We start from the raw sequence: 24621 nt of genomic DNA, 5'->3' as shown, positions 1-24621 counted from the left end.
CTTGGAAATCAATCGATTCGTTCACCTTCGACGTGGAATCGCAGCGGTCGGGCGACTGCCTGATAGTCGCGGCCCTGATTCCCGAGGAAGCTCCGGACTTCGTTGAGGAGCTGATCGCATTGGACATCCCAGGTATCCTTGCCGCGCAGCATCTGGACGGATTCGCGGAGTCCCGTGAAGCGAATTTCTTCGGCCCCGGCCCCGCGCAGCTCTTGGAGTTCCGCTCGCAAGCATTGAAAGAAGGCAAGTTCGTAACCGTTTCCCGCACGTCTTGCGGCATGGGTTAGTGAAAGGGTGACGGGTGGGGCGAGCGGCTCGAGTTGCTCGGCGATCAGATGGCAGCCGATCTTTTCGAGCATCTTGCGCATCCGCTCGTAAAGCGTTTGAAGCGGAAGCAGGCTCAGGGAGCATTTGGTCTCGAGATATTCTTCGACGCCTTGGCGGATCTCTTCGAGAAACGGAAAGTCATGCCGGTCTGCAGCAGCAGCGGCACGCTCGAGGGCATGAGCGAGCCAGACGGTGTCGTAGTCATAGACCTGGTGGTTGCCAACTTGGATGGCGGGGCGGTTGCCGATCAGTGCGATCACTCGATTGAATCAGGAAATGGTTGGTTAGTTAAAAGGAGGAGGCTTGAAAAATGGTATCAGTCCTTGAAGAGGCGTCGTTGCATCGGATCACGGGCGGCTCGCAGCTCGAGTGCCTGGATTTCGCGGATGAACTCGCCGACATCTTCGAACTGACGGTAGACGGAAACGTAGCGGACGTAGGCCACCGGATCGATCTGATGAAGTTTCTCCATCACCTTGATGCCGATGTTGGAGGAGGGGACCTCGCTGACGTGGTCCCGGTGAAGTTCGGAAAGCATTTCGTCGACGGCTCGATCGATGCGATCCATCGAGACCGGTCGTTTCTCGCAGGCCTTGATCAAGCCATTGCGGATTTTTTCGCGGTTGACCGCCTCGCGGGTGCCGTCCCGTTTGACCACCCGCAGTTCGGTCCGTTCGATCTGCTCGTAGGTGGTGTAGCGGTAGTTGCAATTCAAGCACTCGCGCCGGCGCCTGATAGTGGTGCCATCCTTCGACATTCGAGAGTCGAGGACCTTGGCTTTGAGGGAGGCACACTGCACACATCGCATAGGTTGGGAGACCGATGCGCGAGAGGCTACGTCATCATGTAGGGGGGTCAACGCGAAAACTATGACAGATTTAGTGGCTGACTTCCGATGATCGGGATCGGTGAAGGGGATTTTTTAGAAGAGTCTGCAGGCAAAAGAGTGCCCGGGCGTTCTTTCGAGCCGACGGACCCGCATGCGCTGGACGCTTTTCGATGCCGGACTTCCGAAGGTCAATTGAGTGACTGCCGCTTGCTTTCGATCAGCCCCGGCACTTGTTGAGCAGCGACTCAAGGAAGCGGGTGATCTGGTGGAGTGCCTGGCTGTACTCGCTGTCCGGGAGGCCGGAAAGGTCGGCACGGCAGGAATCGAGCATGCCGATCGCGGTATCAACCGCAGACTCGATGGCACCTTCATACTCGGCGATACCGACGAGAACCGTGAGATCGAGCGGTTCCTGTTCGATGATCCGCTTGTTGAGCTTGGTGCGCTGACTTTCAGAAGCGGACTCAAGGAGGTTGAGGATGGGAAGGGTCAATTTGCCCTTCTCAAGATCGGTGCGGAGCGTTTTACCAACCGCTTCCTCGCTACCAACAAGGTCGAGGCAGTCATCGTAGATCTGGTAGACAGTCCCGAGCTTGAGGCCGTAATTGAACATGCGTTTTTCGGTTTCTTCATCGGCACCGGCAAGGGCGGCTGAAATCCCCGAGGCGGCGGCAAAGAGCGCGCCGGTCTTCATTTCAATGATTCGGAAGTAGTCGGCTTTGGTAAGTCCAAGGTCGAAACGGCGCTGAGTCTGAACGATTTCACCTTCGCAGACTTCTCGCGAGGCGCGTCCGACTTTGCGGCAAATCGTAATCTCATCAAACTCGGTGGCCAATGCCAGAGCGTGGGAAAACAAGGCGTCGCCCAAGAGCACGGAGAGCCCGGCACCCCACTTGGCATTGGCGGTGGGCACCATGCGACGGGTGACTGCTCCGTCGATGATGTCGTCATGGACCAGGGTGGCCATGTGGATCAGTTCGAGAATGACACCGATCTTGTGCTGGTTTTCATCGAGCTTGCCCAGGGCACCGCCGACGAGAATGGAGAGGGCGGGGCGGATCCGCTTGCCCGAGGTGTTGCAAACGTAGCTGACGTAAGGCTCAACTGCGGGATCAAAGGCGCGGACCTGATCACGGATGGCGGCCTCGACGATCTCCAGCTCAGGACGGACGAGATCAAAAGGGAAACGGTCGCTTTGGGAGATGGGAAAGGTGGTAGTGGCCATGGCGCAGAGGCTTGTGAAATTTTTCACAATCTCGTGCAGGCCGCAACCCCCATGTCGTAATCCTTGGTGGAGGAAGGCCCGAAGCGAGCTTGTGCGTAATCCATGGACGGGAATTGCTGACGCGCAAGGGCCAGCTTTTCAAGGATCAGCGGGGACCTCTACGAATTTGCCGGGTAATTGGAATTGCCCGTGCTTCGGGATTCCACGTAGCCTCTGCGCCAGTTATGAGAATATCCCGAACGTGGTCTGTGTTGTTGCCTGTTTCCGCCCTGGTTTTTGGGGCATGCAAAAAGGAGGAAGTGGCGAAGGTCGTCGAAACGGTGGATCAGGCGGTCGACGAGGTCGTGACCGGTGGAGATGCTGCCACCGCGGCTGAACGGGCGGCGAAGCTGGGATTTGTTGGCCATTTGTCCTCGGACACTGAGAGTGTGATGGCGCTTTACGACGGCAAGGGCATGGTCAGCAATTTACGAAACCTCGACGCCTGGAAGTTTTTGCTCGGGGTGATTGAGGAAGAGGAAGGCATGAATCCTGAGGAGGAGATCGCAGCTCAGGCGGACATGGCCGGCCAGTTTCTCGGAAACGAGATGTTTCTCGCGACCGGCAAGGGGACCGCGGAGCAGACGAAGTCGCTGCAAGTGCTGAATGCCAAAATGGGCTACTACCAGATGCGCGCGATGAGTCGTGCCATGGCAGAGGGTGTCGAAAGTGGTGATTTGGATGACGCCATGATGGCCCTTGGGAACGAGGAAGCTTGGTTGACGGATATGGTGAAGGACATCGGGCAGTACATGCCGCTGATCGAACGCGCGGAGATGCCGCCGGTATTGGCGGGCTTGAAGGTTCCTGATGAGGATTCGATGGCCATGGCGGAAGGTCAGATTGAGGAGATGCTGGGCGGCGTGCCGCCGGAAATGGCGGAAGTGATCGAGTTCGAGAAAGCGGGTGCGAGTTTCAAGGGGGTTCTACTGAAGGGCGAGACCTTGGCTGCGCTCGTGGAAGAAGATCGAGAGGAAGCCGACTCGACCCTTGGTAAGGAAAATACCGACAAGATCCTCGCCTCGCTGAAGACGAAGTCGCTGGTGGTCGCCACCGGTAAAATGGACGACTACCTGCTTTTGTATATCGGCGGTAGCATCGAAGCCTGCCCGATTGCCGAGAATCTTGAGAGTTCGCTGGCTGCGAATGATGCGATTTCCTTCGTGGATGCCCACCTGAGTAAACCCGTTCACGGTTTTCTCTACGGTAGCAATGACTTGATCGGTGCTCTCAACGCCGGAGGTTTCAAGGAGATGGCGGCAGGAATCCGTGACGGCATCTCATCGGTCGATGGTTTTGGAAACGAGAGGGAGCTGGTCGCGCTGCTTGATATGATTGGCGAGCGTGAAGACGCCCTGATGGAGTTGATGGACTCGAGCACCTTCGGTGGTCTGATCACGATTGATGGTGGTGCGCGCTTCGACACCTTTGGCGGAATTGATAGCGGAGGCATCAACTACGAGGCGGAACACAAGCTGGCTTCCCTCGGTGAAGGCGACAATGTGCTGCTGTTCGGCAACTGGGTTGTGGATGAGGAGTATGACCAACGTGCCTCAGCCATGATCGAGGTGATGGTTGAGTCCGCTTACGCCTTGACTGGGAAATTGATGGAGCTCGACATCGAAGAAGGGGAACTGGCTGAGTTCAAACAGGGATTCGAGATGTTCGACGAGCTCTTCAGGGAGGACTTGCTGAATCTCTACGACGGTCTTAGTACCATGAGCGAAGGTCTGGGGAATGAAGGTGCGATGGTGATTGATATGAATGCCGCGGTTCCTCCGTTTCCCGGCGTGCCCCAGGAGCTGGTCGAAGGAGGTCGCTTCATCCGCGCATCCTACGTCGCCCCCGTGACGGACCGTAGCAAGCTGGGCGATGCCTGGAAGCAGTCGGATCTTTCGATTCGCGCGATGCTCAAGTCGGCGAAGGACCTTGGCGCGGGAGATATCAACATGCTCGTCCCAACGAGTTCGGAGAAAAACGACGTGGTGACCTGGTATTTTGACGCAATGGCCTTTTCCGATGATGTGAAGCCATCGGTAACCCTGAGCGACGACTGGTTCGTGGCCTCAAGCTCCAGAACCCAGGCGCTTGATCTGATGGCTCGTGCAGGTAGTGAGGCCACGAGCTCCCGCAAGGGGGCCTGGTTCGAACTGGATCTCGATACACTGCGCGAATATGCCGGAGAGACCCTCAGTCTTCTCGATGAGAATGCCGAGGTGATTCTTGGTGACAACGCGGAGGAGTTTCAGGAGGAGCTACCACGGATCATGAAGGGGCTGGAGTCGCTGAGACAGTTCGATGCGATCACCCTGCATGACCGTGAAGAAAGTGGAACTCGCCAAATTACCCTTCGTTTCCAGACCCGCTAGGTTTCTCTGGCATGTCCAAGTCGCTTGTGGTGAATTGGTGGGGTCAAAAGCTCCATCATGCCCCAATTGATTATTTCGCCTGAAAGCCCCGATGAGCTGCATGTCTCTGAGCATGCGGCGCAGTTGGAGATCTTGATTGCACGTCAGCGGCGGGTCGACTCGATCCAGTCGGTGATCGTGGCATTGATCATCATTGCGCTGATTGCCGGCATCCTCTATCTCATCTCGCTGCAACTGGCCTACAGACAGTCCGAAACGATTGTCACCTACGCTCCTCCGCCGGTGGAGGAGGAAAATCCGGTGGATCGTCCAGACATGGCGCTGGGAGCCAAGCCCAAGCCCACGAGTGCCAGTTCCTCGATGGCCAGGGTGCTTGCCGCAGCGATGGAGGCACCGGTCAGTGTGCCGATGCCCGAGGAATCGAATCCGACGACCTTGTTTGGCATTGATGATGATTTTACCGCCGGATTCGGGGCAGGTGACGGCGATGGTGATGGCGGTGGCGGCTCGTCCTTTTTTGGAACACCAAGGTCCGGAAGAAGGATCGCCTACATTGTCGACTTCTCCGAGTCGATGAACACGGATGCAAGTGGTGGCACCCGGCTCGATGCGGCGAAGAAGGAATTGATCCGTTCGATCAGTGCGCTCAAGCCCGGAACGGCCTTCAATGTGCTGTTCTTCGCAAGGACGGCATGGACGATCGAAACGCCCGGTCCCAATCATGAGGACAATGGCTGGAATGGCCTCAACGAGGTGCCCCCGATCGCATGGCACCCTGCAACCGATCAAGTCAAAGCGGCCTTCACTCGTGAAATCGGTAAGATGAGTGTCGGGCGTGGCACGGTATGGTCCTCGCCGCTCAAGATGGCTTTATCCATGTCGCCGGCTCCGGACACGATCTATCTGCTCTCCGATGGTGAGCCGTCGGACCTCGACTACACCCTCAACAGGATTGACGGCATGAACCCGTCATCGATTCCGGTCGATACGATCGCGCTTGAGAGTCCCGGGTCCGCTGCCGATGCGATGAACGATTTGGCCAATGAAACCGGTGGACGCTTCACGCTGATCCTTGAGGGCAAGCCGATCAGCGGCCTGGCGGTCGAGAAATACCTGACTGACGACTTTGACGATTGAAGTGTGGTCTCAAGCTGGCCGGATTTCGGCGAGAGCCTCATTGGCAGGAGTGAAAAGGATCGCGGCCACTTGTTGGACTTCGTTTGAGGTCACGGCTTCAATCACCTGAATGGCTTCCTGTGGAGTGATGACTCGCTCGTGTTGCAGCAGGCATTCGCCGATCCACTCGGCATGCGTCGCGGTGCTCTCCATCGCTGCTCGCGAAGCACTGGCACAAAGGCGTTTGGCTCGCGCGAGTTCCGCTTCGTTGGGCCCGTGCTTCGACAGGCTCTCAAGGTGACGGTGGATGCAGGCGAGTGCTTCCTCACGGGATGCGGGATCGAGTCCGGCATGGATTTCCAAAGCTCCGGTGTCTTCGAAGAGGGTGACCTCGCATCCGACCTGGTAACAGAGCCCACGTTCTTCACGAAGCTCCTGGAACAAGCGTGAACTCGCTCCTTCACCGAGGATCATTCCCAGCAATCTCAAGGCATGACGTCGTGAGTCTCTGCGGCCGAAGCAGGCGTAGGCAATGGCCAGTTGAAGCTGTTGGGTGTCGCGTGCTTCGATTTCCGAACGGCGCGGATCATCGGATGCCCGGTAAAGGGTGCTGGCAGAACTGGAAGTGGTGGCGGGGAGGTGGACTTCAAAAAGTTTCAGGACTTGCTCTTCATCAAAGGGGCCTGCGACTGAAACCACCACGTCTTCGCGGAAATGATGTCGCCTCGCGAATTCCTGCAGCGCCGAGCGGTCGATCCGCTTGATGCTTTCAAGCGACCCGGAAATCGACTCTCCAAGGGGATGGGGGAACCACAGGGCCTTTGAAATCAGATCGCCGATGTGGTCGGAAGGGGATTCCTGATACATGACGATCTCTTCAGCGATGACGTCACACTCAAGCGCGATCTCATCGGCAGGAAAGCTCGGTCGCCAGACGATGCTGGTGAGAATGTCGACCAACAAGGGAAGGGTTGAGGCATCGCCGCGCGCTTCGTAGACCGTTGAGTCTTCGGAAGTACAGGCATTGAGTGAGGCGCCGACGTCCTCGGTCTCGAAGCTGATCTGGCGGGCATCGCGTGTCTCGGTACCTTTGAAGACCATGTGCTCGACAAAATGGGCTAATCCGGAAAGGCCTGGTGGATCGTCGCGACTTCCGGCCGGGATATGGATGGAGACGGCGGCACATTCGCTCTCGGGAATGCTGGCCAGACCGATGCGGATGCCTTTGGAACTTCGAAGCTCGTGGTAGCTTGCCTGCATTCACGAGAGAAGTGCTTCCGCCAGTTGGATGTCGGAAGGATGAGTGATCTTGAGATTCGGACCCTTCGAGTGAATGAGCTTGGTGGTGATGCCCATCGATTCGACAACCGAGACCTCGTCTGTAGCAAGAACGCCTTTCTCGTCGAGTCCGGCATAGGCCCGCTTCAGGGTCGAAGTCCGGAAGGTCTGGGGGGTCTCGGTGTACCAGAGGGAGGTACGATCGATTCCTTGAAGACTGAAGTTCTCATGATCCGCCTTCTTGATGGTTTCGGTCACGGGTCGGGCCAGGGCCGCGGCGCCGCACTGGCGGGCTTGCTCGATGGTTTGCTGAATCATTTCGACGGTCACCAGAGGTCGCGCACCATCATGAATTGCAACCATCATGTCGGACTCATCGAGAACGGCGAGACCGGCTTCCACCGAGTGCCGACGCTCCTTTCCTCCATCGACCCGGATGAGTGGTTTGGGGAAGTCCCCGAAGAGCAGGGTGTCGAAGCGTTCTTGGGGACAGACGACGATGACCTTATCGATCCCTGGAGCTTCCATGAAGGTGTTGACCGTGCGCCGCAGGACGGGGATGTCCTTGATGGGGGCGGCGAGCTTGTCGAAACCCATCCTCCGACTTAGGCCGGAGGCGACGATGATGGCGGCGCAGGGCATCAGGCGAGGCGTTTGGCGACTTCTTGAGAGAGGGTTTTTCCGTCGGCCCGGCCGGCGACTTTTTCCTGCACGAGCTTCATGACTTTGCCCATGTCGGCCTTGCCACTGGCACCGGTCTCGACGATGGCGGCTTCGACGATGGCGATGACCTCGTCGGCACCGAGTTGGGCTGGCAGGTAGGCTTCGAGGATTTCGATTTCCGAGTCTTCCTTGGCTGCCAGTTCATCGCGGCCGGCGGATTTGAACTGCTGGGCCGAGTCCTGGCGTTGCTTGACCTGCTTGCGGACGATGGCGGTCGACTCGGCTTCATCGAGTTCGGTGCCCAGGCCGCCTTTCTCGATGGCGGCGTTGGTCATGGCGGTCTTGAGGGCGCGGATCACACCAAGGCGGAGGCTGTCCTTGGCCTTCATGGCGTCCTTGAGATCCTGCTGCAGTTGTTCGGCGAAAGTGCTCATGCTTCTTTCGTAGACCGCGAAGGGGGTTCGTGAAAGGGCAAAGCGCGGCCGATGACCCACCAGACGGCCAGCGCCAGTCCGCCGCCGCTGATCAGATCAACGGCGTAGTGCTGTCGCAGGGCGATGGTGGACCAGAAAATGCCGAGGACCCACAGCCAGGCGAGCACCTTGAGGGGAAAGTGGATTTTCCGGGATCGACTGGCAGCCAATCCGGCGAGGATGGAGAGCGAGGCGTGGAGTGAGGGGAAGGCGTTGCGTGGTTCGTCGGCAAGGGCCAGCCATTGATAGGCGATGGGGGCCGATCTGGCATCGATCGCCTCGCGGGTCACGCCATTCGGAACGAGCAGAAAGACGAGATGGGAGAAGAAGGCCGTCCAGGCCACGCTAAGGATATAGCGTCGATAGACAGCGTCTTCGACGCCGAGGCCAACCCAGCCGAGCAGGCCGTAGAAGGAAAAATAGAACCAGAGGCTATGGAAATTGACCGGCACCGCGAGGTCAAAGCCGCTTGGCGTGACCCAGAGCACCTCCCGGATGGCGATCTGTTGGAGCAGGCCGTAAGGAACGATGATCCAGAGGACGGCAAGACCCCCGCTGAGCGCCCGACGCTGAATGGTTTTGAGAAGATCGAGCGGCATGGGGAACTCCTTGTGGGTTGCTCGCTAAACCGTGTCGAACCATTATGCGGGCCAAGGAATCGGCGGTTCTTGTTTGCTGGGAGGGATTCGGCATTGGCTTGTCCGGGGTTCAAGGTCTATGGGGGAGCGGTATGGCGAAACGGAACACCGGGGCAAGGGTCTATCTAACCATCATTGGCCTGATGCTGGCTTTGGCTGGGGGCGTGTTCACCTGGCTGATGTGGAGGAGCTTTTCGCGCGCCCGCGCCATCGATCACTGGCCGAAGGTCCCCTGCGTGATTCTGGAGTCGACCATGGCCGAACGTCAGATTGATCCGGGTCGTCCGATGGAGGTGAGTTTTCAGGTGCTTTACTCGTATGAGTGGGACGGTGAGGAGTATCAGAGCAAACGCTACCGCTTGCGCGGGAGTTCGTGGAGCAGCCGCATTGATGAGGTTGAAATGCTGATGGATCTCTATCCCGCGGCGTCCATTCAGGAATGCCAGGTCGATCCGAATCAGCCTGAGCTTGCGGTGCTTGCCGGGGAGTCCAAGGCCCCGGGCTATTCGCTTTGGTTTCCGGTCATCTTTTTGGTCGGCGGACTGGGTGTGGTGGTGGGTGCGTGGCGTCGCTAGCCCCCATCCAATTCGGCGGCAGCTCTGGAGTCGACAGGCGGAGCTTCGATGGCTATTTTCGCGACTTATGAAAAACTCATCGGTGGCAATTCTGGTTTTGGGGGCGATCGGGGTGACGGCTGGAATTCAGGAATGGAGGATCGCCAAGTTGAAGTCGGTTCCCGCTGTGATGGAAGCGCCGGAGGTTCCCGCGCGGGTGACACCCAAGCGCGTCGTGAGCAGGGATGCTCAGGAGATTCCCCTCCAGAGAGCCGGCAAGGGAGGGAGCGTTGAGGAAGGGGAGGAAGTTCAGGGCTTTTCAAAAAACATCCGCAAGATGTGGGACAGTCCGGCTGGCAAGTCGATGATGGGCCAGGGCGTGAAGATCGCCGTAGCCATGATGTATGAGGACTACATCGAGACCCTCGACCTGAGCGATGAGGAGGCGAAGCATTTCCGCGAGCTGCTCGGTGGTGAGATCGCGAGCCAGCAGGAGTTCGGGATGAAAATGATGGGAGCCACTCCGGAGGAGAGGAAGCAGCTGGTTGAAGAGATGGAGGAGCGCAACCGGCAGAATGAGGAAGACATCAGGACCTTCCTCAACAACGACGAAGACTTTGAACGATTCAAGGACTACAAGGATCGCCTTCCCGAGCGTCAGCAGCTTGAAGGTGTCCGGGCCGCCATGGTGGCCAGGGACGCGGAGATGGATGAAGAGACCGAATCACGACTGGTCGAGGTCATGCACCAGGCCCGGACCCAGCCGGGGCTTCCGGATTTTTCGCAAAAGGCGGCCTATTTTGAATCGCAAGGTGAGGACATGGTGGGGCGCTTCGAAGAGACTTGGAAAGCCCAGCAGGATTTACTGCGTGAAGAAGTCGACTTCCTCAGCGACGTCCAGCAGGAAGCCTTTTTCGAGCATCAGCAGCAGCTCAAGGAGTTTCAGCTTATGGGTCTCAGGATGGCCGACAAGATGATGAAGGACGACGGCGAGTAGCGCGCTGCTTGTCGAGTCCCTACTTGTTAGAAAGCACGATCCGGTAGCGGGCCTTGCCTGCCTTCAAGTGATCGAAGGCCTCGTTGATCTCACTCATGGGGAAGACCTCCACTTTGGGCTGGATCTGATGAAGACGCGCGAACTCGAGCATCTTTTCGATCGTCGCCGGGCTGCCGACGGGTGAGCCGGAGATCGACCTTTGAGCCATGATGAGCGGGAAGACCGCCACATCGAGGGGCTCGAGGGTGGCACCGACGAAGTGCAGCCGTCCCTTGGGCTTGAGGGTGCCGATGTAGAGGTCCCAGTCCAACTTCACGTTCACGGTGGAAATGATGAAGTCGAAGGCCCCGGCGGCTTTTTCGAGTTCCTTTGGATCACGGGAGTTCAGGGTTTTGTGGGCACCGAGTTCGATCGCTTCCTTCTGTTTGGATTCGCTCGAAGTGAAGGCCGTGACTTCGCAGCCCCAGGCATTGAGGAATTGCAACGCGATGTGACCGAGGCCTCCGATGCCAATCACGGCCACTTTGTCGGTGGATTTCACGTCGAACTGGACCAAGGGATTGAAAACCGTGATGCCACCACAGAAGAGCGGGCCGGCTGACTCCAGATCCACTCCTTCGGGAATGGGCACCACGCTGGAATCTTGAGCCCGGACCTTTTCGGCGAAGCCTCCATGATGAGAGACGATCGTCGGCTGCGCATCCGAGCACAGATTCTGATCACCCGTCTGGCATGGCGTGCAGTGACCGCAGTAGCCACTGTGCCAGCCCAGCCCAACGGTTTGGCCGGGCTTGAAGCGTTCGACCTGACTTCCAATCTTGGCAATTTTCCCAACCACCTCATGACCTGCAATCAGCGGGTAGGCAGAGATACCCCACTCGTTGTCGACCATGCTGAGGTCGCTGTGACAAACGCCGCAGTAGTGGACGTCGATCTCGACTTCATCAGCTCCGAGCTCTCCGACTTCATAGTTGTAGGCTTCGAATTTTCCGCCTGCTTCGTGGACGGCATAGGCTTTGATGGAATCACTTTCACTCATTTCGTGCCTCAGTTACATCAGCTCACCAGGGAAGCGAGGAGTTTTTCGGAGCATGGGCAGATGAGCTGGCCTGATTTCCGAGTGGGGCATTTCGAAGTTTTATCTATGATGTCCGAGAGATCGGAGCGAGAGTGGGGAATGACCACCTATGTGTATGAGACCATTCCGCAGAACGCCGATGAGGTTCCCGTCCGCTTCGAGGTCAAACAAGGGATGAACGATCCCAAACTCACCGAACAACCCGGAACGGGCAAACCGGTTCGGCGGCTCGTTTCTGGAGGATTCGCTCTCCTGCGTGAGCCGCTCCAATCGGTGGGCTCGGTGACTGATCCCTCTTTCCACCAGAGGGATTGAGAAGTTTCCCAGGGTCGATGCTGAGGCCTCGTTTTCCGTGCGGTGTCCTTTGACTCCCGCCCTGGACTGGGGGCTTCAGTTGATGCGACTCATTTCATTCAGCGTAAATTCGGCGACGGCGCCCTCGGTGGCCTTCACGTAGGCGGCGAGGTGGGGAGTATCCATATGTGCCTGCCACAGCTCACGCGATTCCCAGTTTTCGTAGAACATGAAGTGGTTGGGATTCTCGTTGTCCTGATGCAGGTCGTAGTTGATGCAGCCGGGATCTTTGAGGCTGACAGCGATCAGTTTGACCAATTCGGCTTTGACCAGTTCGATCTTGTCAGGGTGGGCGTGAATGTTGGCGACGATGGTCAGTGGTTGGCTCATGTTGGATGGTTTGATGGGTGATTGCGTTGTGAGGGAAAGCTCGGCTTGAGTCTGGTGTGGGTTTGTCCGCGATACCTACAGCGACTGGAGCATGGCGATGGACTCGGCGAGTTTCTCGTCGGGCTTGGTGCTTGTCAGGCGGGGGAAGCGGCGGCCTTCGAGCATGATGTAGTCGCCGTTGCGCTGGAGCATGAGACGCTGGCCCTTGATCTCGACGGAGGAGACGCCGCGGGCTCCGGCGATGAGGCGGAGGCGGGTGACGTCGACGAGGTTGGCGGCGGGTTCGGGAAGCTTGCCGAAGCGGTCGGCCCAGCTGGCGGCAAGTTTGTCGAGGTCCTCGACGGTGAGGGTTTCGGCAAGTTCGCGGTAGGCGGAGATGCGCAGGCGGGTTTCGGAGAGCCAGGTGGACGGCATGTAGGCGGGGAGGAGATCGGGGGAGATGTTAGATGGTGGATTGTGGATGGAAGATGGTGGAGTAGCGGCTGCGCCGGATTTTTCAGACGCTGGGCGGGACGCCCGCGCTCCCCTGTATTCATTTTCGGAGAAGGCGACGAAGTCTGAGCGGAAGGTGGTTTCGACGCGTTGTTTGGGAGTCTTGCCTTGGAGGCGGTCGACGCTTTGGCGGAGCAGTTGGCAGTAGAGATCGAAGCCGACGGCGGCGATCTGGCCGGATTGTTTGGTGCCTAACAGGTTGCCGGCTCCGCGGATTTCGAGGTCGCGCATGGCGATCTTGAAGCCGGAGCCGAGGGCGGTGTATTGTTTGATGGCGTGGATGCGCTTGCGGGCGTCGCCGGCGGTGGCTTGGTCGCGGGGGAGGAGCAGGATGGCGTAGGCTTTTTCGCCGGCGCGGCCGACGCGGCCACGGAGCTGATAGAGATCGGCGAGGCCGAAGCGGTCGGCGCGGTCGATGAGGATGGTGTTGGCGTTCGGGATGTCGATGCCGGTCTCAATGATGGTGGTGGCGAGCAGGATGTCAGCTTCGCCGTTGACGAACTTGCGCATCACGACTTCGAGTTCGTCTTTATCCATCTGACCGTGGCCAACGAGGATGCGGGCTTCGGGGACGAGTTCCTCAAGCTTGCGGCGCATCATTTCGATGGATTTGACGCGGTTGTGGAGGAAGAAAATCTGACCGTCGCGCTTCATCTCGTGTTCGATGGCATCGCGGATGATGCGTTCGTCGTACGGAGTGACGGAGGTGTGCACGGGAACGCGGTTCGGCGGTGGGGTATCGATGGTCGACATGTCGCGCGCGCCCATGAGGGCCATGTAGAGCGTGCGCGGAATGGGGGTGGCCGAAAGTGTTAGAACGTCGATCTGGCGGAAGAGCTCCTTGAATTTTTCCTTATGTTTGACGCCGAAGCGTTGTTCTTCATCGACGACCGCGAGGCCGAGGTCTTTGTAAGCGACATCGCCGGAGATGAGGCGGTGGGTGCCGATGACAATGTCGACGGAGCCATCGGCGAGGCCTTTGAGGGTGCTGCGGATCTCGGCGGGGGAGCGGAAGCGGTTGAGCAGGTCAATGCGGATCGGATAATCGCTCATTCGCTCGCGGAAGGTCCGCCAGTGCTGCTCGGCGAGGACGGTGGTGGGGCAGAGCAGGGCGACCTGTTTGCCGCCGGTGACGGCTTTGAAGGCGGCGCGGATGGCGACTTCCGTTTTCCCGAAGCCCACGTCGCCGCAGACGAGGCGGTCCATCGGGCGTGGGGATTCCATGTCGCGCTTGGCTTCCTCGATGGCGCGGCGCTGGTCGACGGTTTCAGTGAAGTGGAAAGAGTTCTCAAATTCCCACATCCAGCGCGAGTCGGGCGGGTGGGCGAAGCCGGGTTCGGCCTGTCGCTCGGCCTGGATGCGGAGCATGACGGCGGCGTAGTCGAGAATGGTTTTCTCGGCGGTCTTGCGGACGTTTTTCCAGGCGGTGCCGCCGAGTTTGGAAAGGATCGGGGCCTTGCCGCCGAGTCCGACGTATTTGCCGATGAGGTGGGCCTGATCGATGGGGACGGAGAGCAGGCCGCCATCGCGGTATTCGATGGTGATGTCTTCTTCATCTTCGCCTTGCTCGATGCCGACAAAACGGCCGATGCCATATTCGGAGTGGACGACGAGGTCGCCTTCGGAGATGTCGTCGAGTGAGGCGCGGGCGCTGGCGACGCGTTGTCGATTAAGCCGACTGCGGCGGGTGGCGGCGGGGTTGCGGTAGCGGCCGAAGATTTCGCTGGAGGAAATGAGGGCGAGCTTGGCCGACGGAACGGTGAAGCTTTCCATCAGTTCGCCGCGGAGCGATGTGAATCGGGTGATCTCGTCGGCGAGTTCGGTGAAGCGCTCTTCTTCGCCCTTGTTGGCGAAGACAATACCGACCAGCCAGTCGTCGTGGTGCCAGTCGGCGAGCTGGCGGAAAAAGTGGTCGCGGCGCGATTGCTCTAGGACGAAGTCGCCGGCTTCGAAACGGCCGAGGGGGTTGGCGAAGCAGGCGGTGGAGAAGTCTTCTACGGTATTTGTCGTAGCGGCGTTTTCGGTGATTTGGATGTGGGGGATAAGGTCGTCAAACGCACCGATCGCGATGACGAGGTCGTTGGGCCGGCGGTAGGACTCGACGGTGGCGTCGTTCTCGGGGTCGCCCAACAGGAGGTCGGCCTTGCTGACCTTGCGGATGGAGGCTTGGGAATCGACATCGAACTCGCGGATCGATTCGACGTCGGTATCGAAGAACTCGATACGAAAGGGTGCGGCGGCTTGCCATGGGAAGACGTCGAGGATGCCGCCGCGGACGGCGAACTGGCCGCGGCCCTGGACGAGGTGGGAGCGTTCGTAGCCGTGCTCGGCGAGATTGGCGGCGAGTCTCTCGGGGTCGTGGGTTTTTCCCGGGCTGAGGACGATGCGCCCGGCGCTGAGGGTGGCGGGCGAGGGAGCCGGATCGGAAAAGGCGGCGGGGTGGGTGAGGATGGTGAAGGACCCGGCGGCGGCGGCTTGATCGAGAGTGTCGATGCGGTTGGCGGCCCCTTCCGCATCGGTCAGTTCGCCTTCGGTTTCCAGCGGAGGTTCGCTGAGCATCAGGGCGGCGACTTTCCAAAGCTCGAGTTCGATCGCGAGGCGTTCGCGGAGTTTTGGCGAAGGGGCGGTGACCCAGACGCGTTTGCGGCTGGTGATCGTGCGTCGGATGACGACGATCATCCAAGCGGTGGCCGCTTCACTGACGTGATCGAACACAGTGGTGCCCCCGCCTGCGGAGGCTTGCTCCAGGCGCTGCGCGAAGTCTGGCTGGCGGGAAGCCCGGTTCAGCCAGGGGGTGGGGTCATGCGCCGGTTTCGGCACGGCCGGAAGTTGGCGGGCTTCTGCGGTTTTGGCAAGATGGGAGGGTTCTCGGTAAGTCGTCTGGTTTCGTCGCTTCACCTTGGGCTGTTCCTGTGCTACGGAGAGCGCATGAAATGGCCTTTGGTTCTGCCTTTTGCGGCACTTTCCCTGGCGGTGTTTTCCTGCATGAAGGTCGGGCCGATCGGTGGGTATGAAGATGCATCGGTTCCGATTTGGGGCAGTGGAGCCAGGGGTGGGACGACGAGCGTAAACACCTCGACCAGTGCTGCGGCATTGATAAGGCAGGTGAACCTGAAGGTCGACATGGTGCCGAAGGGAACCCACGGGCGGAGAGTGGTGCGTCCGATGAAGCCGCGCTACATCACGATCCATTCGACGCAGAATTACTCGGCCGGTGCCGAACGTCATTCGTTGGCACTGAAACGCGGGGCGCTGCGGGCGAGCAAACGCCGGGGTGGCAACCGGATTGGCTACCTGATCTGGCATTACACCGTTGATGAAAAAATGGCGATCCAGCACATGCCGACCAATGAGCAGGGTGAGCACGCGGACTTTGATGGTCCGGGAAACCGCTACTCGATCGGGATCGAAATGTGCGAGGAGCGCGGGTCCAATATCAACGCGACGATTGATCGGACGGCGAAATTGACGGCTTACCTGATGCATAAAAATGGCATTCCGCTGAGTCGCGTGGTGCCTCACTATCACTGGCCGAGGAAGGGAACGAGCAGGCCGCATAAGAACTGCCCGCACTTTCTTCTGGATAACGGTCGGCCCGGTCGGAAATGGAAAGCCTTTCAAGGGCGGATCAACAGTTACTACAAGCAGATCAACTCCCAATCGGTCGCGAGTCGCTGATGAGTGCCGAGCATGGAAGCCCCGGGAACCGGGAGGTCTATCTTGATCCGGATACCTTTTATGTGTGCCAGCGTTGCACGAAGTGTTGCAAGTGGCCGGGCGATGTCCGTCTGGAGGACGACGAGGTTTCGCGAATTGCCGGCTATCTCGGGATGAGCGAAGCGGCCTTCCTTGAGAAATACACCCGTCTGAGAACCAATCGTCAGGGCTTGTCACTGATCGAGAAGGACAATCACGAGTGCATCATGCTGAAGAAGGGTGGTTGCCGTATCCATGAAGTGAAGCCCGCGCAGTGTGCCGGATTTCCGAACAAGTGGAATTTTCCGGACTGGCAGAAAGAGTGCGAAGCCGCGCCAATGCCAATGGAGGAGGCGCGCCGGGTGGGGCTGGCGTAGTTTCCAATAAAGCGGGCCATTTCAGGGAGCCAAGCAGGCAGGAGGAGGTGGCTGCCTGGCCAATCCCGAGGTTTGGGAGGTGCTTTGAAGGATTGCCGCTTGAGTTTCGGTTCATCGGGAGCCAATTTGCCCCGAATTCATGAAGCAGATTTTTCCCGTTCTCGTCGCCCTCGTCGCTCCCGCTGCCATCGCTGCCGATGTGCCGAAGGCTTTGGCATTTCTTCCCAAGGACGAGTTTGTGAAAGGGGCGATCACCGTCGTGATTCCGCCAGCGGATCTCGACAAGTATGTGGCCAAAGTCGAAGCCGCTGCTCTGGAGCATCCAGAATGGTTCAAGGAGCATTCGAAGAAATCTTCTCCAGGCGTGCCACTCCCTTATGATCCCAAGCTCGGGCTGACTGAGGCCGAGTATGAGGAGTATCTCAAACTCTGGGATGCCCGCGAATTCAAGCCAGTCGAGGCGGTGATTTTGCAACTCAAGGAGTCCGGCGACGGCCTATGGTCGATCACTGCTGCTGTCGGCGGCGGGCAGGAAGGGGGAGGCTCGATCCCGATATCCACTCTCAAATACAATGCCGAGAAGGATGTCTTCACCTCGCCGAATGGAACGCTCAAGCGTCTCGAAGATGTATCTGCGGACAAGCGCAGCATCCTCGGTGAGTGGTCGGGTCACGAGTGGCGCTTTGAAGAGGAGACTTCGCTGGGGAAAACCAAGGAAAACTTCGCGATTGGTAAGACTGGTGATGGAAAGTGGGGCCTGATTATTTATCGGATGCAGGAAATTTCCAGCGAAGGCACGCGGATTTACGACAAGAGCTTGGTGCTGCGTTATCCCATGGGGGAGGCGGGGATTTTGAAGCCGCCGGCTCCAACCCAGAAGTAGTTCAATGAACCATCGGCGGCATGGCTATCCTCGTTGGTGCCGCCGCACTCTGAAGGTGGTGGCGGGTCTAATCGGGCTGTTGGTGCTCGGCTTTCTGCTGCTTCAGGCATTGCTGGCCACATCGTGGATACGTGCGAAGGTGGCGACGAAGGCGTCGCAGCGGCTTGGAGGCTTGCCGGTGAGCATTGAGGCGATCGGCTGGACCCCTTGGTCGGGTGCTTCCATTCGCGGACTGAAAGTCGGACAGCCGCAGGCCCTTGCGGATGTCCTGGCGGAGCCTTTGTTGGAGGTGGATCGAGTCCACGCGTGGCCTGACTACGAGTCGGCGATGAACCGCGAGTGGCGGGTGCACGAACTGTCGCTCGAAAGTCCGCGGTTCCACGTCAGTGTCGAAATGCTGGCAAGCGTGGTGGCGGATGCGATTCCCGAGGTGGCGGCACCGGTGACACCGATGGTGGTGGCGGAGGTGGCGAGAGAAGAGGAGCTTTTTTCTCCTGCGCTGACCCCGATCCCCGGGCTTGATTTCGAACCGGTGGATCCTGGTCCCATCACGCCACCGATTCAGGTCGAAGTGCCGGACTTGCCGGATCCCGGTGAGGAAATCCCAGTGGAGCCCGAAGTTCAGAAAGTCGAGGAGGTGCCAACCATTGAGCCGGATGAAAAGGCCGTCAAAGAAGCGCCGGAAGACGTGCAGTCACCCCCTCCGGTCGTGAAAGCGGTGCCGGTAAAGAAAGAGAAGCCGAGGAGGCTTCGAGTAAGGATCGACGACGGGTCTTTCGAGTTGGTGCGGGTAGGAGGTCCCGAGCCTCTGCTGGCTTTGCGTGGCATTCAAGTGGACCTGCCATTGTTCGGCGCGCAAGAGGAGACCGACAATTCGCTCGGCTTGTTAGAAATACTGGGAGCGACGCTTGAGGAGAACCTGTTGTTTCAAGTCGAGCGGGCCGAGTCGAAGCTCGTGGTGACGTTTCCCGACGATGAAACCAAAGATTCCAAGCTGTCGGGAAGTGTTTTGCTGAACCCTGTGTTGGGTCTTCCATTTCAGGGGGAGCTCAACTTGCGGATGTCATCGATCGGTCCCTTGAAGCCGGGTGGGGGTGCATTATTGGAAGGAGAAGCCTTCAAAGCGCGGCTACTTGGCAACGGCTGGTTGCTGGCGCCGGGTTCGCTGACGGGGGTGGCGGAATGGAGCTTGGATGGACTGAAAGGAAGTGTGGCGGGTCAGGAGCTTTCCTTCGACTCCGCGTCGGGTTCGCTTCAGTTGTCCAGTGGCCTGATTCAGTCTCCGGACACCCGTTTGATCAGTGACAATGTTTCCCTGCTTGGAAATGGGTGGCTGACCGCTCGCGAAGGGGCGGCGGTGCTTCGTGTTGTGGTGCCGTTTGCGAGTGTGAGCTTCATCAACGCGCAGTTCGGGAAGAGGCAGCCGCAGGGGCGTTTTTCCTTCAAGCCCCTGCAACCGGACAACCGCTGGTATTCTGATGTGCTGCTGTGGCGGGAAGCACCCGGGTGGAGTATTCAATTTGGCGATGGAGGCTCGGTCGTTCCGCTGGATCAGTTGTGAAGGCGCAGTCCAAAGTGAGGGCTCCGATTCAGCACTCCGGGATTGCCGGATGGGCCGGGGAGTGGCAATGAAGCAGCGATGAGGATCATTGCGGGAAAGGCGGGCAGGATTGCGATCAAAGTGCCCAAAGCAGTCACGCGGCCGACAACGGACTTTGTCCGTCAGGCGGTGTTTTCGATTCTCGGGGTGCGGGTTCAGGACTCGCGGATTCTCGACTTGTTCGCGGGTTCGGGAGCCCTGGGTCTGGAAGCGTTGAGTCGCGGGGCGACGAGCTGTGTCTTTGTCGATGAGCACCGGGCCGTCGAGAAGGTGTTGCATGAGAATCTGGCCAAATCGAGGTTGGAAGGTGGCAGGGTGGTGAAGGCGGATGTGCATGCCTGGGTGACTCGCGATGTTGGCAGCTATGATTTGATTTTTGTTGATCCACCCTATGCGAAATTTCCCTCCGACCGGGATCACTTGAAGGAGCTGTTTGCGAAAGGCGCTTTGGCGGAGCGTCTGGCTGAGGAAGGACTGATGGTGATGGAGCAATCGATTGGTGAGCCGGTTCGCGAAGGGGAAGGATTCACGTTTCTGGAGCGGCGCGAATACGGCAGCAGCGCCATCCTGCTTTACGCCAAGGCCGTCCCTTCCTAGCCTCACTACTGATGTCGCCCTCGCTCGCGCTCTACCGCGTGCTGCTCCCGATTTATGTGGTGGTGGCATTGCCTGCTTGGCTTTTGAAAACGGTGCGTCGTGGTGGCTTCGGGAGCGGTCTCGGGGAGCGTGCTTCGATTTACGGCGAAGAGCTTGAGTTCGAACCCTGCGGTGCGGTGCATGTCCATGCGGTCAGTGTCGGCGAGACGCTGCTGGCGATGAAGCTGATCCGCGCCTGGCGTGAGCGGGATCCGGACGAGGTCTTTGTTTTGGCGGTGGGGACGGCGACCGGTCAGGCGGTGGCGGTCGAGGCGGCGATGAAGGCGGTCCGAGTTGTCTACCAGCCGGTCGACTTCCGATGGATGGTGCGGCGCTACCTTGATCGATTCCAGCCGTCCCAGATCGTGCTGGTTGAGGGGGAGATGTGGCCGAATTTGATGCTTGAGAGCGCGAAGCGCGAGCTGCCGGTGCGGCTGGTGAATGCCCGGATGTCGCCGCGTTCGAAGCGCCGCTACCGCAAGCTGGCGGATTGGGTGCGGCCGATTTTTTCCAAACTCGATTGGGTGGCAGTTCAAGAAGCCGCGGATGCTGAGATATGGAGGCAATTGGGTGTCGATGAAGTGAAGGTCACCGGCAGCATGAAGTTCGATCCTGGTGCGGGCGCGCTACCGACACGGCGTGAGGGCTTTGCCGCGATGCTCGATGCCTGTGCCCTGGGACGACCGGTGGTGCTCGCCGCCAGCACGCATGTCGGTGAGGAAGAATTGATTGGTCGGGCGGTGCGAGAGGCGGGTGGCTTTTATCTCTGCGTCCCACGTCATGCGGAGCGCCGTGCCGAGGTGAAGGCGGCGCTGGAGCATGAGGGATTCGAAGTGGTGTTGAGATCAGATTTTCGAAAGCCGAAGGACGCCGCGGCATGTGCGTTGGTGATCGACAGCACCGGTGAACTCGGCGATTGGACGGCCTCGGCGGATGGGGTGGTGATTGGGAAAAGTTTTCTCGGGGTCGGTGGTCAGAATCCCGCGGAGGCGATCATTGCCGGCAAGCCCCTCGTTTTCGGGCCCCACATGGAGAATTTCGAGCCGCTGGCCAGTCGTTTGGTGGAATCTGGCGGCGCTCAACGGGTCGCGGATGAGGCCGAGTTGGTGGAGTGCCTGAAGAAATGGGGCAGGCAAGGTGAGGCGTCGACGGAAGGGGTGGCGAAGGCAAGGGCCGTTTTGGACGGTCACCGGGGAGCCACGGGCCGGATTCTGGATTTATTGACGCTGAAATGAATGCCTAAGCGGGGGTTTGTCATTTGGAAAACGCCCGCTAGGGTTGCGCCCGTGAGTGACGCCCCTGACAAGCAGAGTCTGCTTTCCGCATTTGATCTCGGACCCGCATGGGCCCGCGACGACACACCGGTAAAAAATTACGACAACCATAAGGGCGACGACCGCGACAAGAAGCGCGGTGGCGGTCGACCCGGTGGCGGTCGCGGTTTTGAAAGACGTGATGACCGTGGCGGACAGCGCGGCGGTGGTGCTCCGCGTGGTGGCGGACAACGGGGAGGGAGTGGACCGTATCGCGGTCGCGACGACCGGCAGCGTCATGATGGCGGGCGGGATCTTCCGGCTCCGGCGCCTGGAGTGAAAGTGACCATTGGGCCAGCGGTGGAAGCGGTGCGACTCGTGGTGAAGGAAATTCATCAGGTCGCTCGTGTCTATTCACTTTTCGACATCGCCCAGATCCTTCTCGATAAGCGCGATCGTTGTACGCTGACGATCACCTCGGATGAAAAGCGTGGGCCGGTGATGTTCCGCGGGCTGAAGGATGATTCCCTGTTCGTTACGAAGGAAGAAGCGGTGGCTCACTTCTGGCAGGCGGGTCCGATCGAAGAGTTGTATGAGGTCGAGGACACCGAAACGGATCCTCCGAAAGGGAACTTCCAGGTCGTGGCGAAGTGCGGACTCTCGGGTGAATGGCTGGGCCCGCCGAATTTCCATGCCTACCAGACGACACTTCGTCGTCTTCATCGCGAGAATTTTTCTAACATGGACTTTGATCGCTATGCCTCGCGAGTGAAGACCGAGCGGGGTGAGGAGGCGGTCAATGCCTGGCTTGAAACGATGAAGAAGCGCCGACGCTGGCGGGTGAAGGGGGGATCGGACGAGGACTGGACCTTCGATCGCGGCGTCGTCGAGCGCGACTTCGCGACCAAACATTTCGGCGAAGCTTTCAAGGAAGTTCGTGAGACCGAGTTGCCGGGTGATGTGCCGCCGACGAATCTCTCGATCGGGTTGCTGGCGGCGATTCGGATTGCCGGTTCGAATACCCGGCGACATCCGGCGATGCTGATTCCGACCATTTGCCGAATTCTGGAAACCGAGCATCTCTCGGTCTTCAAACGTCAGGGCAAACTTTTCAGCGGTCCTTCGCGACCTCACCCGATTCCGGAGGACACCAAGCTGGCGGATCGTCCGACGAAGATTGTCGAGTGGGTCGACGCGCAGGAAAAGCCGACGCTTGGAGACTTGTGGAAAGCGCTCTTGCCGGAAGACAGCGAGGAAGCGCCCAAGGAGTGGCTCGTCGATATGTTCTGGCTGCTGACCCAGGGTCACCTGCTGCTTTTTTCCGATGATACGCTGGTGCTGCCGAAACGCCGTGCCCAACCCCCTCAGGCCAAACCTGCAGCGGGTGGAGCCAAGAAGCGGAAGCGGAAAAAGAAGAAGCGCAAGGTCTTCAAGGCCCGCCACATCAGCCCGGGGAAGATCACCCGCAAGATCAGTCGATTGAAGCCCGGTGGCGTGCGAGTGCTGCGCGGGAAATCGAAGCTCATTGCCCGCCGTTTGGTGAGGCTCGGTCGAATCGAGTCGATGGTGGAGGAGTAGGCGCTTCGCCATGAAACCCATTTCCCCATCCTGCCATGAGTGATCAAGGAAACAGGAATTACTGGTTCCCTGCAAAGCGCTACGGCTGGGGTTGGGGGGTGCCTTCGAGCTGGCAGGGTTGGGTGGCGACCCTGCTCTACCTGTTGGTGATCGTGGGGCTGGCCTTCGTGTTTGATCCAGCTGCCAGCGTCGTGCCCTACTTGGTCTCGGTCTTTGCTGCATCAGCGGTATTATTGATCATCTGTTGGAAGAAGGGCGAGCCGACGAAGTGGCGTTGGGGAGTTGACGACAATAGCCGTTAAGGTGGCCTTTGGGCTCGCTGGGCGATGTTTCGAAAATGATCTCGCGCTTGCCATGGAAGGGGTGGGCGGGCATTGCTCTTGTAAGGCCAGTGGAGGAAGAAGAGAAGTCATCGTGGAGTCGGCGATTGGGCGTGTTCGGCGATCTGCCGACCCGCCTGCTGATGCGTGGCTTGAAGGTCTTGCCGTGGTTCCTTGAACCGCTGCTGATGTCGATCTGGACGCTGGTGTTTTTCGGGGTGGCGGGTGAGCAGCGGAGAGCGGTGATTTCGAATCTGACGGCAATGTTCCCTGAATGGAGCCGAATGCGCGCGGGCTTCGGAGCTTATCGGGTGTTCTGGAATTTTGCGGGCACCTACGTCGATGCGCTGCGCAGTGAAACGGGCACGGGTGAGGTGGACTGGGTGATTGAAGGCATGGAGAATTTCGAGCGGCTGGCGGCGCATGAAGGCGGTTGCCTCATTCTAACAGCACACATGGGCAACTATGATATGGCCGCGCCTTTGTTTTCGTCGAAGTTCGGGCGCACCGTTTACGCGGTGAGGGCCAAGGAGCGTGAGGCGGAGATGCAGGCGATCAAGGAGGCGGAGTTGCGGGAGAAGGAGCGACTCAATCCCTTTTTCAAGACGCTCTACAATGATGGCGGCGAAATGCTTGGCGTCGAACTGGCACGACTGCTCAATGAGGGGAATATCGTGGCGATTCAGGGAGACCGTGTCGTCTTCGATGTCTCGCCGGTTGAGGTGGAGGTGAAGCCCGGCCTGATGATGACGCTTCCAAAGGGTCCTCTGTTTCTAACAAGGATCACCCGGGCCGAGTGCTTTCCCTTGTTCATCATTCGCGATGGCTGGCGTCGTTATCGGGTGAAGGTTTTCCCACCGGTGGCCCTGCCTCCACGGAAGCGGGGGCCGGGTGAGGACCCCGGGCTCAAGGTGTGGACCGAGGCGCTGCTCGAGGGCGTCATACCGCACTGGAATCAGTGGTTCGTTTTTGAACCGGTATTCCGTCGTCGGGAAGGAGGCGGCGAATGAGGCGCGAGACGATCAAGAGTGGCGACAATCGGGCGGCATCGCCTTTTTTCCGGGTTTTTGGCGGTCGCCTCAAAGTTCCAGATGGTGATGCAGTGACCATGGGATCTTTCCCGGGCAGCCATCGTCTGGAGTGGCTTGTGCTCGGGGGGATTGTTCCGCTGGTGGTGGCCGTGGCGGTATTCGATGGGTTGTGGCGACTTGGCGGAGCCTGGACCGCGGGAATCGGTGTCTTACCGGTGAGCTTCATCGCACTGCATGGCTTGTCGTTTCTTTTGGGAGCGTGGTCGCCACGTGTCACCTTCTTGATCTGGACGGCGTCCCTGGCTGCCTGGTCCCTTTCGATCCTGCTTTGGGGAGGTCAAACCCCGGTGAGCTGGATTGCGTGGCTCTGGTTGGGTTTCGCGGGGCTGCAGGGAATCGGGTTGATTGCGATGCTGTGGCGCCGGCTGATGTTGATTCAGGATTCGGCGGGTACCAGAACCCGCATTGCTTTGGCGGTGCTGATC

General features: G+C 59.1%; 24 protein-coding genes and 1 pseudogene. 15 read left to right on the top strand and 10 right to left on the bottom strand.

The window, feature by feature from the left end; translation table 11 throughout:
* Nucleotides 1–8: 8 nt before the first annotated feature.
* The 3 genes from WBG04_RS03090 to WBG04_RS03080 all read right to left on the bottom strand — a co-directional run bounded on the left by WBG04_RS03090 (nt 9) and on the right by WBG04_RS03080 (nt 2381).
* The gene (locus WBG04_RS03090; protein WP_424312893.1) at nt 9–587 is read right to left on the bottom strand and encodes a hypothetical protein; all 579 of its coding nucleotides are present in this window, start codon (nt 585–587) and stop codon (nt 9–11) included.
* Nucleotides 588–643: 56 nt separating this feature from the next.
* The gene (gene nrdR / locus WBG04_RS03085) at nt 644–1135 is read right to left on the bottom strand and encodes a transcriptional regulator NrdR (RefSeq protein WP_424312892.1); all 492 of its coding nucleotides are present in this window, start codon (nt 1133–1135) and stop codon (nt 644–646) included.
* Nucleotides 1136–1373: 238 nt separating this feature from the next.
* Entirely contained in the window at nt 1374–2381 is a 1008-nt protein-coding gene (locus tag WBG04_RS03080) for a polyprenyl synthetase family protein (protein ID WP_424312891.1), read from the bottom strand.
* A gap of 224 nt (nt 2382–2605) precedes the next feature.
* On the opposite strand from WBG04_RS03080, the gene WBG04_RS03075 reads away from it, so the two are divergent.
* A complete protein-coding gene (locus WBG04_RS03075; RefSeq protein ID WP_424312890.1) occupies nt 2606–4789 on the top strand; it encodes a hypothetical protein in 2184 nt (727 codons plus the stop codon).
* Between the two features lie 57 nt (nt 4790–4846).
* Nucleotides 4847–5926, top strand: a complete 1080-nt coding sequence (locus tag WBG04_RS03070; RefSeq protein WP_424312889.1) for a vWA domain-containing protein — start codon at nt 4847–4849, stop codon at nt 5924–5926.
* Nucleotides 5927–5935: 9 nt separating this feature from the next.
* Here WBG04_RS03070 and WBG04_RS03065 read toward each other — a convergent pair whose 3' ends face one another.
* From WBG04_RS03065 to WBG04_RS03050, 4 genes are read right to left on the bottom strand one after another with little or no spacing between them, the layout of a single operon-like run.
* Entirely contained in the window at nt 5936–7165 is a 1230-nt protein-coding gene (locus WBG04_RS03065; protein WP_424312888.1) for a M16 family metallopeptidase, read from the bottom strand.
* Complete coding sequence (gene ispD / locus WBG04_RS03060) at nt 7166–7825, bottom strand: 2-C-methyl-D-erythritol 4-phosphate cytidylyltransferase (protein WP_424312887.1); 660 nt, start codon at nt 7823–7825, stop codon at nt 7166–7168. It abuts the gene before it with no gap.
* Complete coding sequence (locus tag WBG04_RS03055; protein ID WP_424312886.1) at nt 7825–8280, bottom strand: GatB/YqeY domain-containing protein; 456 nt, start codon at nt 8278–8280, stop codon at nt 7825–7827. The genes ispD and WBG04_RS03055 overlap by 1 nt, the downstream gene beginning before the upstream one ends.
* Entirely contained in the window at nt 8277–8918 is a 642-nt protein-coding gene (locus WBG04_RS03050) for a phosphatase PAP2 family protein (RefSeq protein ID WP_424312885.1), read from the bottom strand. The genes WBG04_RS03055 and WBG04_RS03050 overlap by 4 nt, the downstream gene beginning before the upstream one ends.
* A gap of 44 nt (nt 8919–8962) precedes the next feature.
* Here WBG04_RS03050 and WBG04_RS03045 point away from each other — a divergent pair, with 44 nt between their 5' ends.
* Nucleotides 8963–9532, top strand: a complete 570-nt coding sequence (locus WBG04_RS03045; protein ID WP_424312883.1) for a DUF3592 domain-containing protein — start codon at nt 8963–8965, stop codon at nt 9530–9532.
* A 67-nt stretch (nt 9533–9599) separates the two neighbouring features.
* Nucleotides 9600–10508: a hypothetical protein gene (locus WBG04_RS03040; RefSeq protein ID WP_424312882.1), complete on the top strand. Its 909-nt coding sequence runs from the start codon at nt 9600–9602 to the stop codon at nt 10506–10508.
* 19 nt (nt 10509–10527) lie between these two features.
* On the opposite strand, the gene ahr is transcribed toward WBG04_RS03040, so the two are convergent.
* Nucleotides 10528–11547 (bottom strand): NADPH-dependent aldehyde reductase Ahr, encoded by a 1020-nt coding sequence (ahr, locus tag WBG04_RS03035; RefSeq protein ID WP_424312881.1) that lies wholly within the window; start codon nt 11545–11547, stop codon nt 10528–10530.
* Nucleotides 11548–11652: 105 nt separating this feature from the next.
* Between ahr and WBG04_RS03030 the strand changes: the two genes are divergently transcribed.
* Nucleotides 11653–11901, top strand: a complete 249-nt coding sequence (locus tag WBG04_RS03030) for a zinc ribbon domain-containing protein (protein WP_424312880.1) — start codon at nt 11653–11655, stop codon at nt 11899–11901.
* 75 nt (nt 11902–11976) lie between these two features.
* Here WBG04_RS03030 and WBG04_RS03025 read toward each other — a convergent pair whose 3' ends face one another.
* Entirely contained in the window at nt 11977–12270 is a 294-nt protein-coding gene (locus WBG04_RS03025) for a putative quinol monooxygenase (protein ID WP_424312879.1), read from the bottom strand.
* Between the two features lie 75 nt (nt 12271–12345).
* A complete protein-coding gene (mfd, locus tag WBG04_RS03020; RefSeq protein ID WP_424312878.1) occupies nt 12346–15660 on the bottom strand; it encodes a transcription-repair coupling factor in 3315 nt (1104 codons plus the stop codon).
* A 30-nt stretch (nt 15661–15690) separates the two neighbouring features.
* On the opposite strand from mfd, the gene WBG04_RS03015 reads away from it, so the two are divergent.
* The 10 genes and pseudogenes from WBG04_RS03015 to WBG04_RS02970 all read left to right on the top strand — a co-directional run.
* Nucleotides 15691–16440, top strand: a complete 750-nt coding sequence (locus WBG04_RS03015; protein ID WP_424312877.1) for a peptidoglycan recognition protein family protein — start codon at nt 15691–15693, stop codon at nt 16438–16440.
* Nucleotides 16440–16835 carry a YkgJ family cysteine cluster protein gene (locus WBG04_RS03010; protein ID WP_424312876.1) on the top strand — a complete coding sequence of 132 codons (396 nt, stop codon included), beginning with the start codon at nt 16440–16442 and terminating at the stop codon, nt 16833–16835. Before WBG04_RS03015 ends, WBG04_RS03010 begins: the two co-directional genes overlap by 1 nt.
* A gap of 139 nt (nt 16836–16974) precedes the next feature.
* On the top strand, nt 16975–17718 hold the full coding sequence (locus WBG04_RS03005) for a hypothetical protein (protein ID WP_424312875.1): 744 nt from the start codon (nt 16975–16977) through the stop codon (nt 17716–17718).
* A 4-nt stretch (nt 17719–17722) separates the two neighbouring features.
* Entirely contained in the window at nt 17723–19279 is a 1557-nt protein-coding gene (locus tag WBG04_RS03000) for a hypothetical protein (protein WP_424312874.1), read from the top strand.
* 78 nt (nt 19280–19357) lie between these two features.
* Nucleotides 19358–19915, top strand: a complete 558-nt coding sequence (rsmD, locus tag WBG04_RS02995) for a 16S rRNA (guanine(966)-N(2))-methyltransferase RsmD (protein ID WP_424312873.1) — start codon at nt 19358–19360, stop codon at nt 19913–19915.
* A gap of 11 nt (nt 19916–19926) precedes the next feature.
* Nucleotides 19927–21189, top strand: coding sequence for a 3-deoxy-D-manno-octulosonic acid transferase (locus tag WBG04_RS02990; protein ID WP_424312872.1), 1263 nt, complete (start codon nt 19927–19929; stop codon nt 21187–21189).
* 51 nt (nt 21190–21240) lie between these two features.
* Nucleotides 21241–22785, top strand: a complete 1545-nt coding sequence (locus tag WBG04_RS02985; protein ID WP_424312871.1) for a hypothetical protein — start codon at nt 21241–21243, stop codon at nt 22783–22785.
* A 35-nt stretch (nt 22786–22820) separates the two neighbouring features.
* Nucleotides 22821–23087: a hypothetical protein gene (locus WBG04_RS02980; RefSeq protein ID WP_424312870.1), complete on the top strand. Its 267-nt coding sequence runs from the start codon at nt 22821–22823 to the stop codon at nt 23085–23087.
* 35 nt (nt 23088–23122) lie between these two features.
* The gene (locus tag WBG04_RS02975; RefSeq protein WP_424312869.1) at nt 23123–24115 is read left to right on the top strand and encodes a hypothetical protein; all 993 of its coding nucleotides are present in this window, start codon (nt 23123–23125) and stop codon (nt 24113–24115) included.
* Between the two features lie 98 nt (nt 24116–24213).
* Nucleotides 24214–24621, top strand: a pseudogene (locus WBG04_RS02970) (hypothetical protein); the annotation flags it as partial.

Origin of the sequence: Haloferula sp. (genome assembly GCF_049672945.1) — a bacterium.
Lineage (GTDB): Bacteria > Verrucomicrobiota > Verrucomicrobiia > Verrucomicrobiales > Akkermansiaceae > Haloferula.
The sequence above is the reverse complement of the archived record's forward strand: the minus strand, read 5'-3'. Positions and strand labels throughout refer to the sequence as shown.

Coding starts and splice junctions, on each gene's coding strand:
- WBG04_RS03070 (WP_424312889.1), top strand. CDS start 4,847: ATGCCCCAATTGATTATTTCGCCTGAAAGCCCCGATGAGCTGCATGTC.
- WBG04_RS03015 (WP_424312877.1), top strand. CDS start 15,691: ATGAAATGGCCTTTGGTTCTGCCTTTTGCGGCACTTTCCCTGGCGGTG.
- WBG04_RS03075 (WP_424312890.1), top strand. CDS start 2,606: ATGAGAATATCCCGAACGTGGTCTGTGTTGTTGCCTGTTTCCGCCCTG.
- WBG04_RS03030 (WP_424312880.1), top strand. CDS start 11,653: ATGATGTCCGAGAGATCGGAGCGAGAGTGGGGAATGACCACCTATGTG.
- WBG04_RS03040 (WP_424312882.1), top strand. CDS start 9,600: ATGAAAAACTCATCGGTGGCAATTCTGGTTTTGGGGGCGATCGGGGTG.
- WBG04_RS03025 (WP_424312879.1), bottom strand. CDS start 12,270: ATGAGCCAACCACTGACCATCGTCGCCAACATTCACGCCCACCCTGAC.
- WBG04_RS03005 (WP_424312875.1), top strand. CDS start 16,975: ATGAAGCAGATTTTTCCCGTTCTCGTCGCCCTCGTCGCTCCCGCTGCC.
- WBG04_RS03065 (WP_424312888.1), bottom strand. CDS start 7,165: ATGCAGGCAAGCTACCACGAGCTTCGAAGTTCCAAAGGCATCCGCATC.
- ispD (WP_424312887.1), bottom strand. CDS start 7,825: ATGCCCTGCGCCGCCATCATCGTCGCCTCCGGCCTAAGTCGGAGGATG.
- WBG04_RS03010 (WP_424312876.1), top strand. CDS start 16,440: ATGAGTGCCGAGCATGGAAGCCCCGGGAACCGGGAGGTCTATCTTGAT.
- WBG04_RS03000 (WP_424312874.1), top strand. CDS start 17,723: ATGAACCATCGGCGGCATGGCTATCCTCGTTGGTGCCGCCGCACTCTG.
- WBG04_RS02975 (WP_424312869.1), top strand. CDS start 23,123: ATGATCTCGCGCTTGCCATGGAAGGGGTGGGCGGGCATTGCTCTTGTA.
- ahr (WP_424312881.1), bottom strand. CDS start 11,547: ATGAGTGAAAGTGATTCCATCAAAGCCTATGCCGTCCACGAAGCAGGC.
- WBG04_RS03055 (WP_424312886.1), bottom strand. CDS start 8,280: ATGAGCACTTTCGCCGAACAACTGCAGCAGGATCTCAAGGACGCCATG.
- WBG04_RS02980 (WP_424312870.1), top strand. CDS start 22,821: ATGAGTGATCAAGGAAACAGGAATTACTGGTTCCCTGCAAAGCGCTAC.
- WBG04_RS02990 (WP_424312872.1), top strand. CDS start 19,927: ATGTCGCCCTCGCTCGCGCTCTACCGCGTGCTGCTCCCGATTTATGTG.
- WBG04_RS03080 (WP_424312891.1), bottom strand. CDS start 2,381: ATGGCCACTACCACCTTTCCCATCTCCCAAAGCGACCGTTTCCCTTTT.
- nrdR (WP_424312892.1), bottom strand. CDS start 1,135: ATGCGATGTGTGCAGTGTGCCTCCCTCAAAGCCAAGGTCCTCGACTCT.
- WBG04_RS03050 (WP_424312885.1), bottom strand. CDS start 8,918: ATGCCGCTCGATCTTCTCAAAACCATTCAGCGTCGGGCGCTCAGCGGG.
- WBG04_RS03045 (WP_424312883.1), top strand. CDS start 8,963: ATGCGGGCCAAGGAATCGGCGGTTCTTGTTTGCTGGGAGGGATTCGGC.
- rsmD (WP_424312873.1), top strand. CDS start 19,358: ATGAGGATCATTGCGGGAAAGGCGGGCAGGATTGCGATCAAAGTGCCC.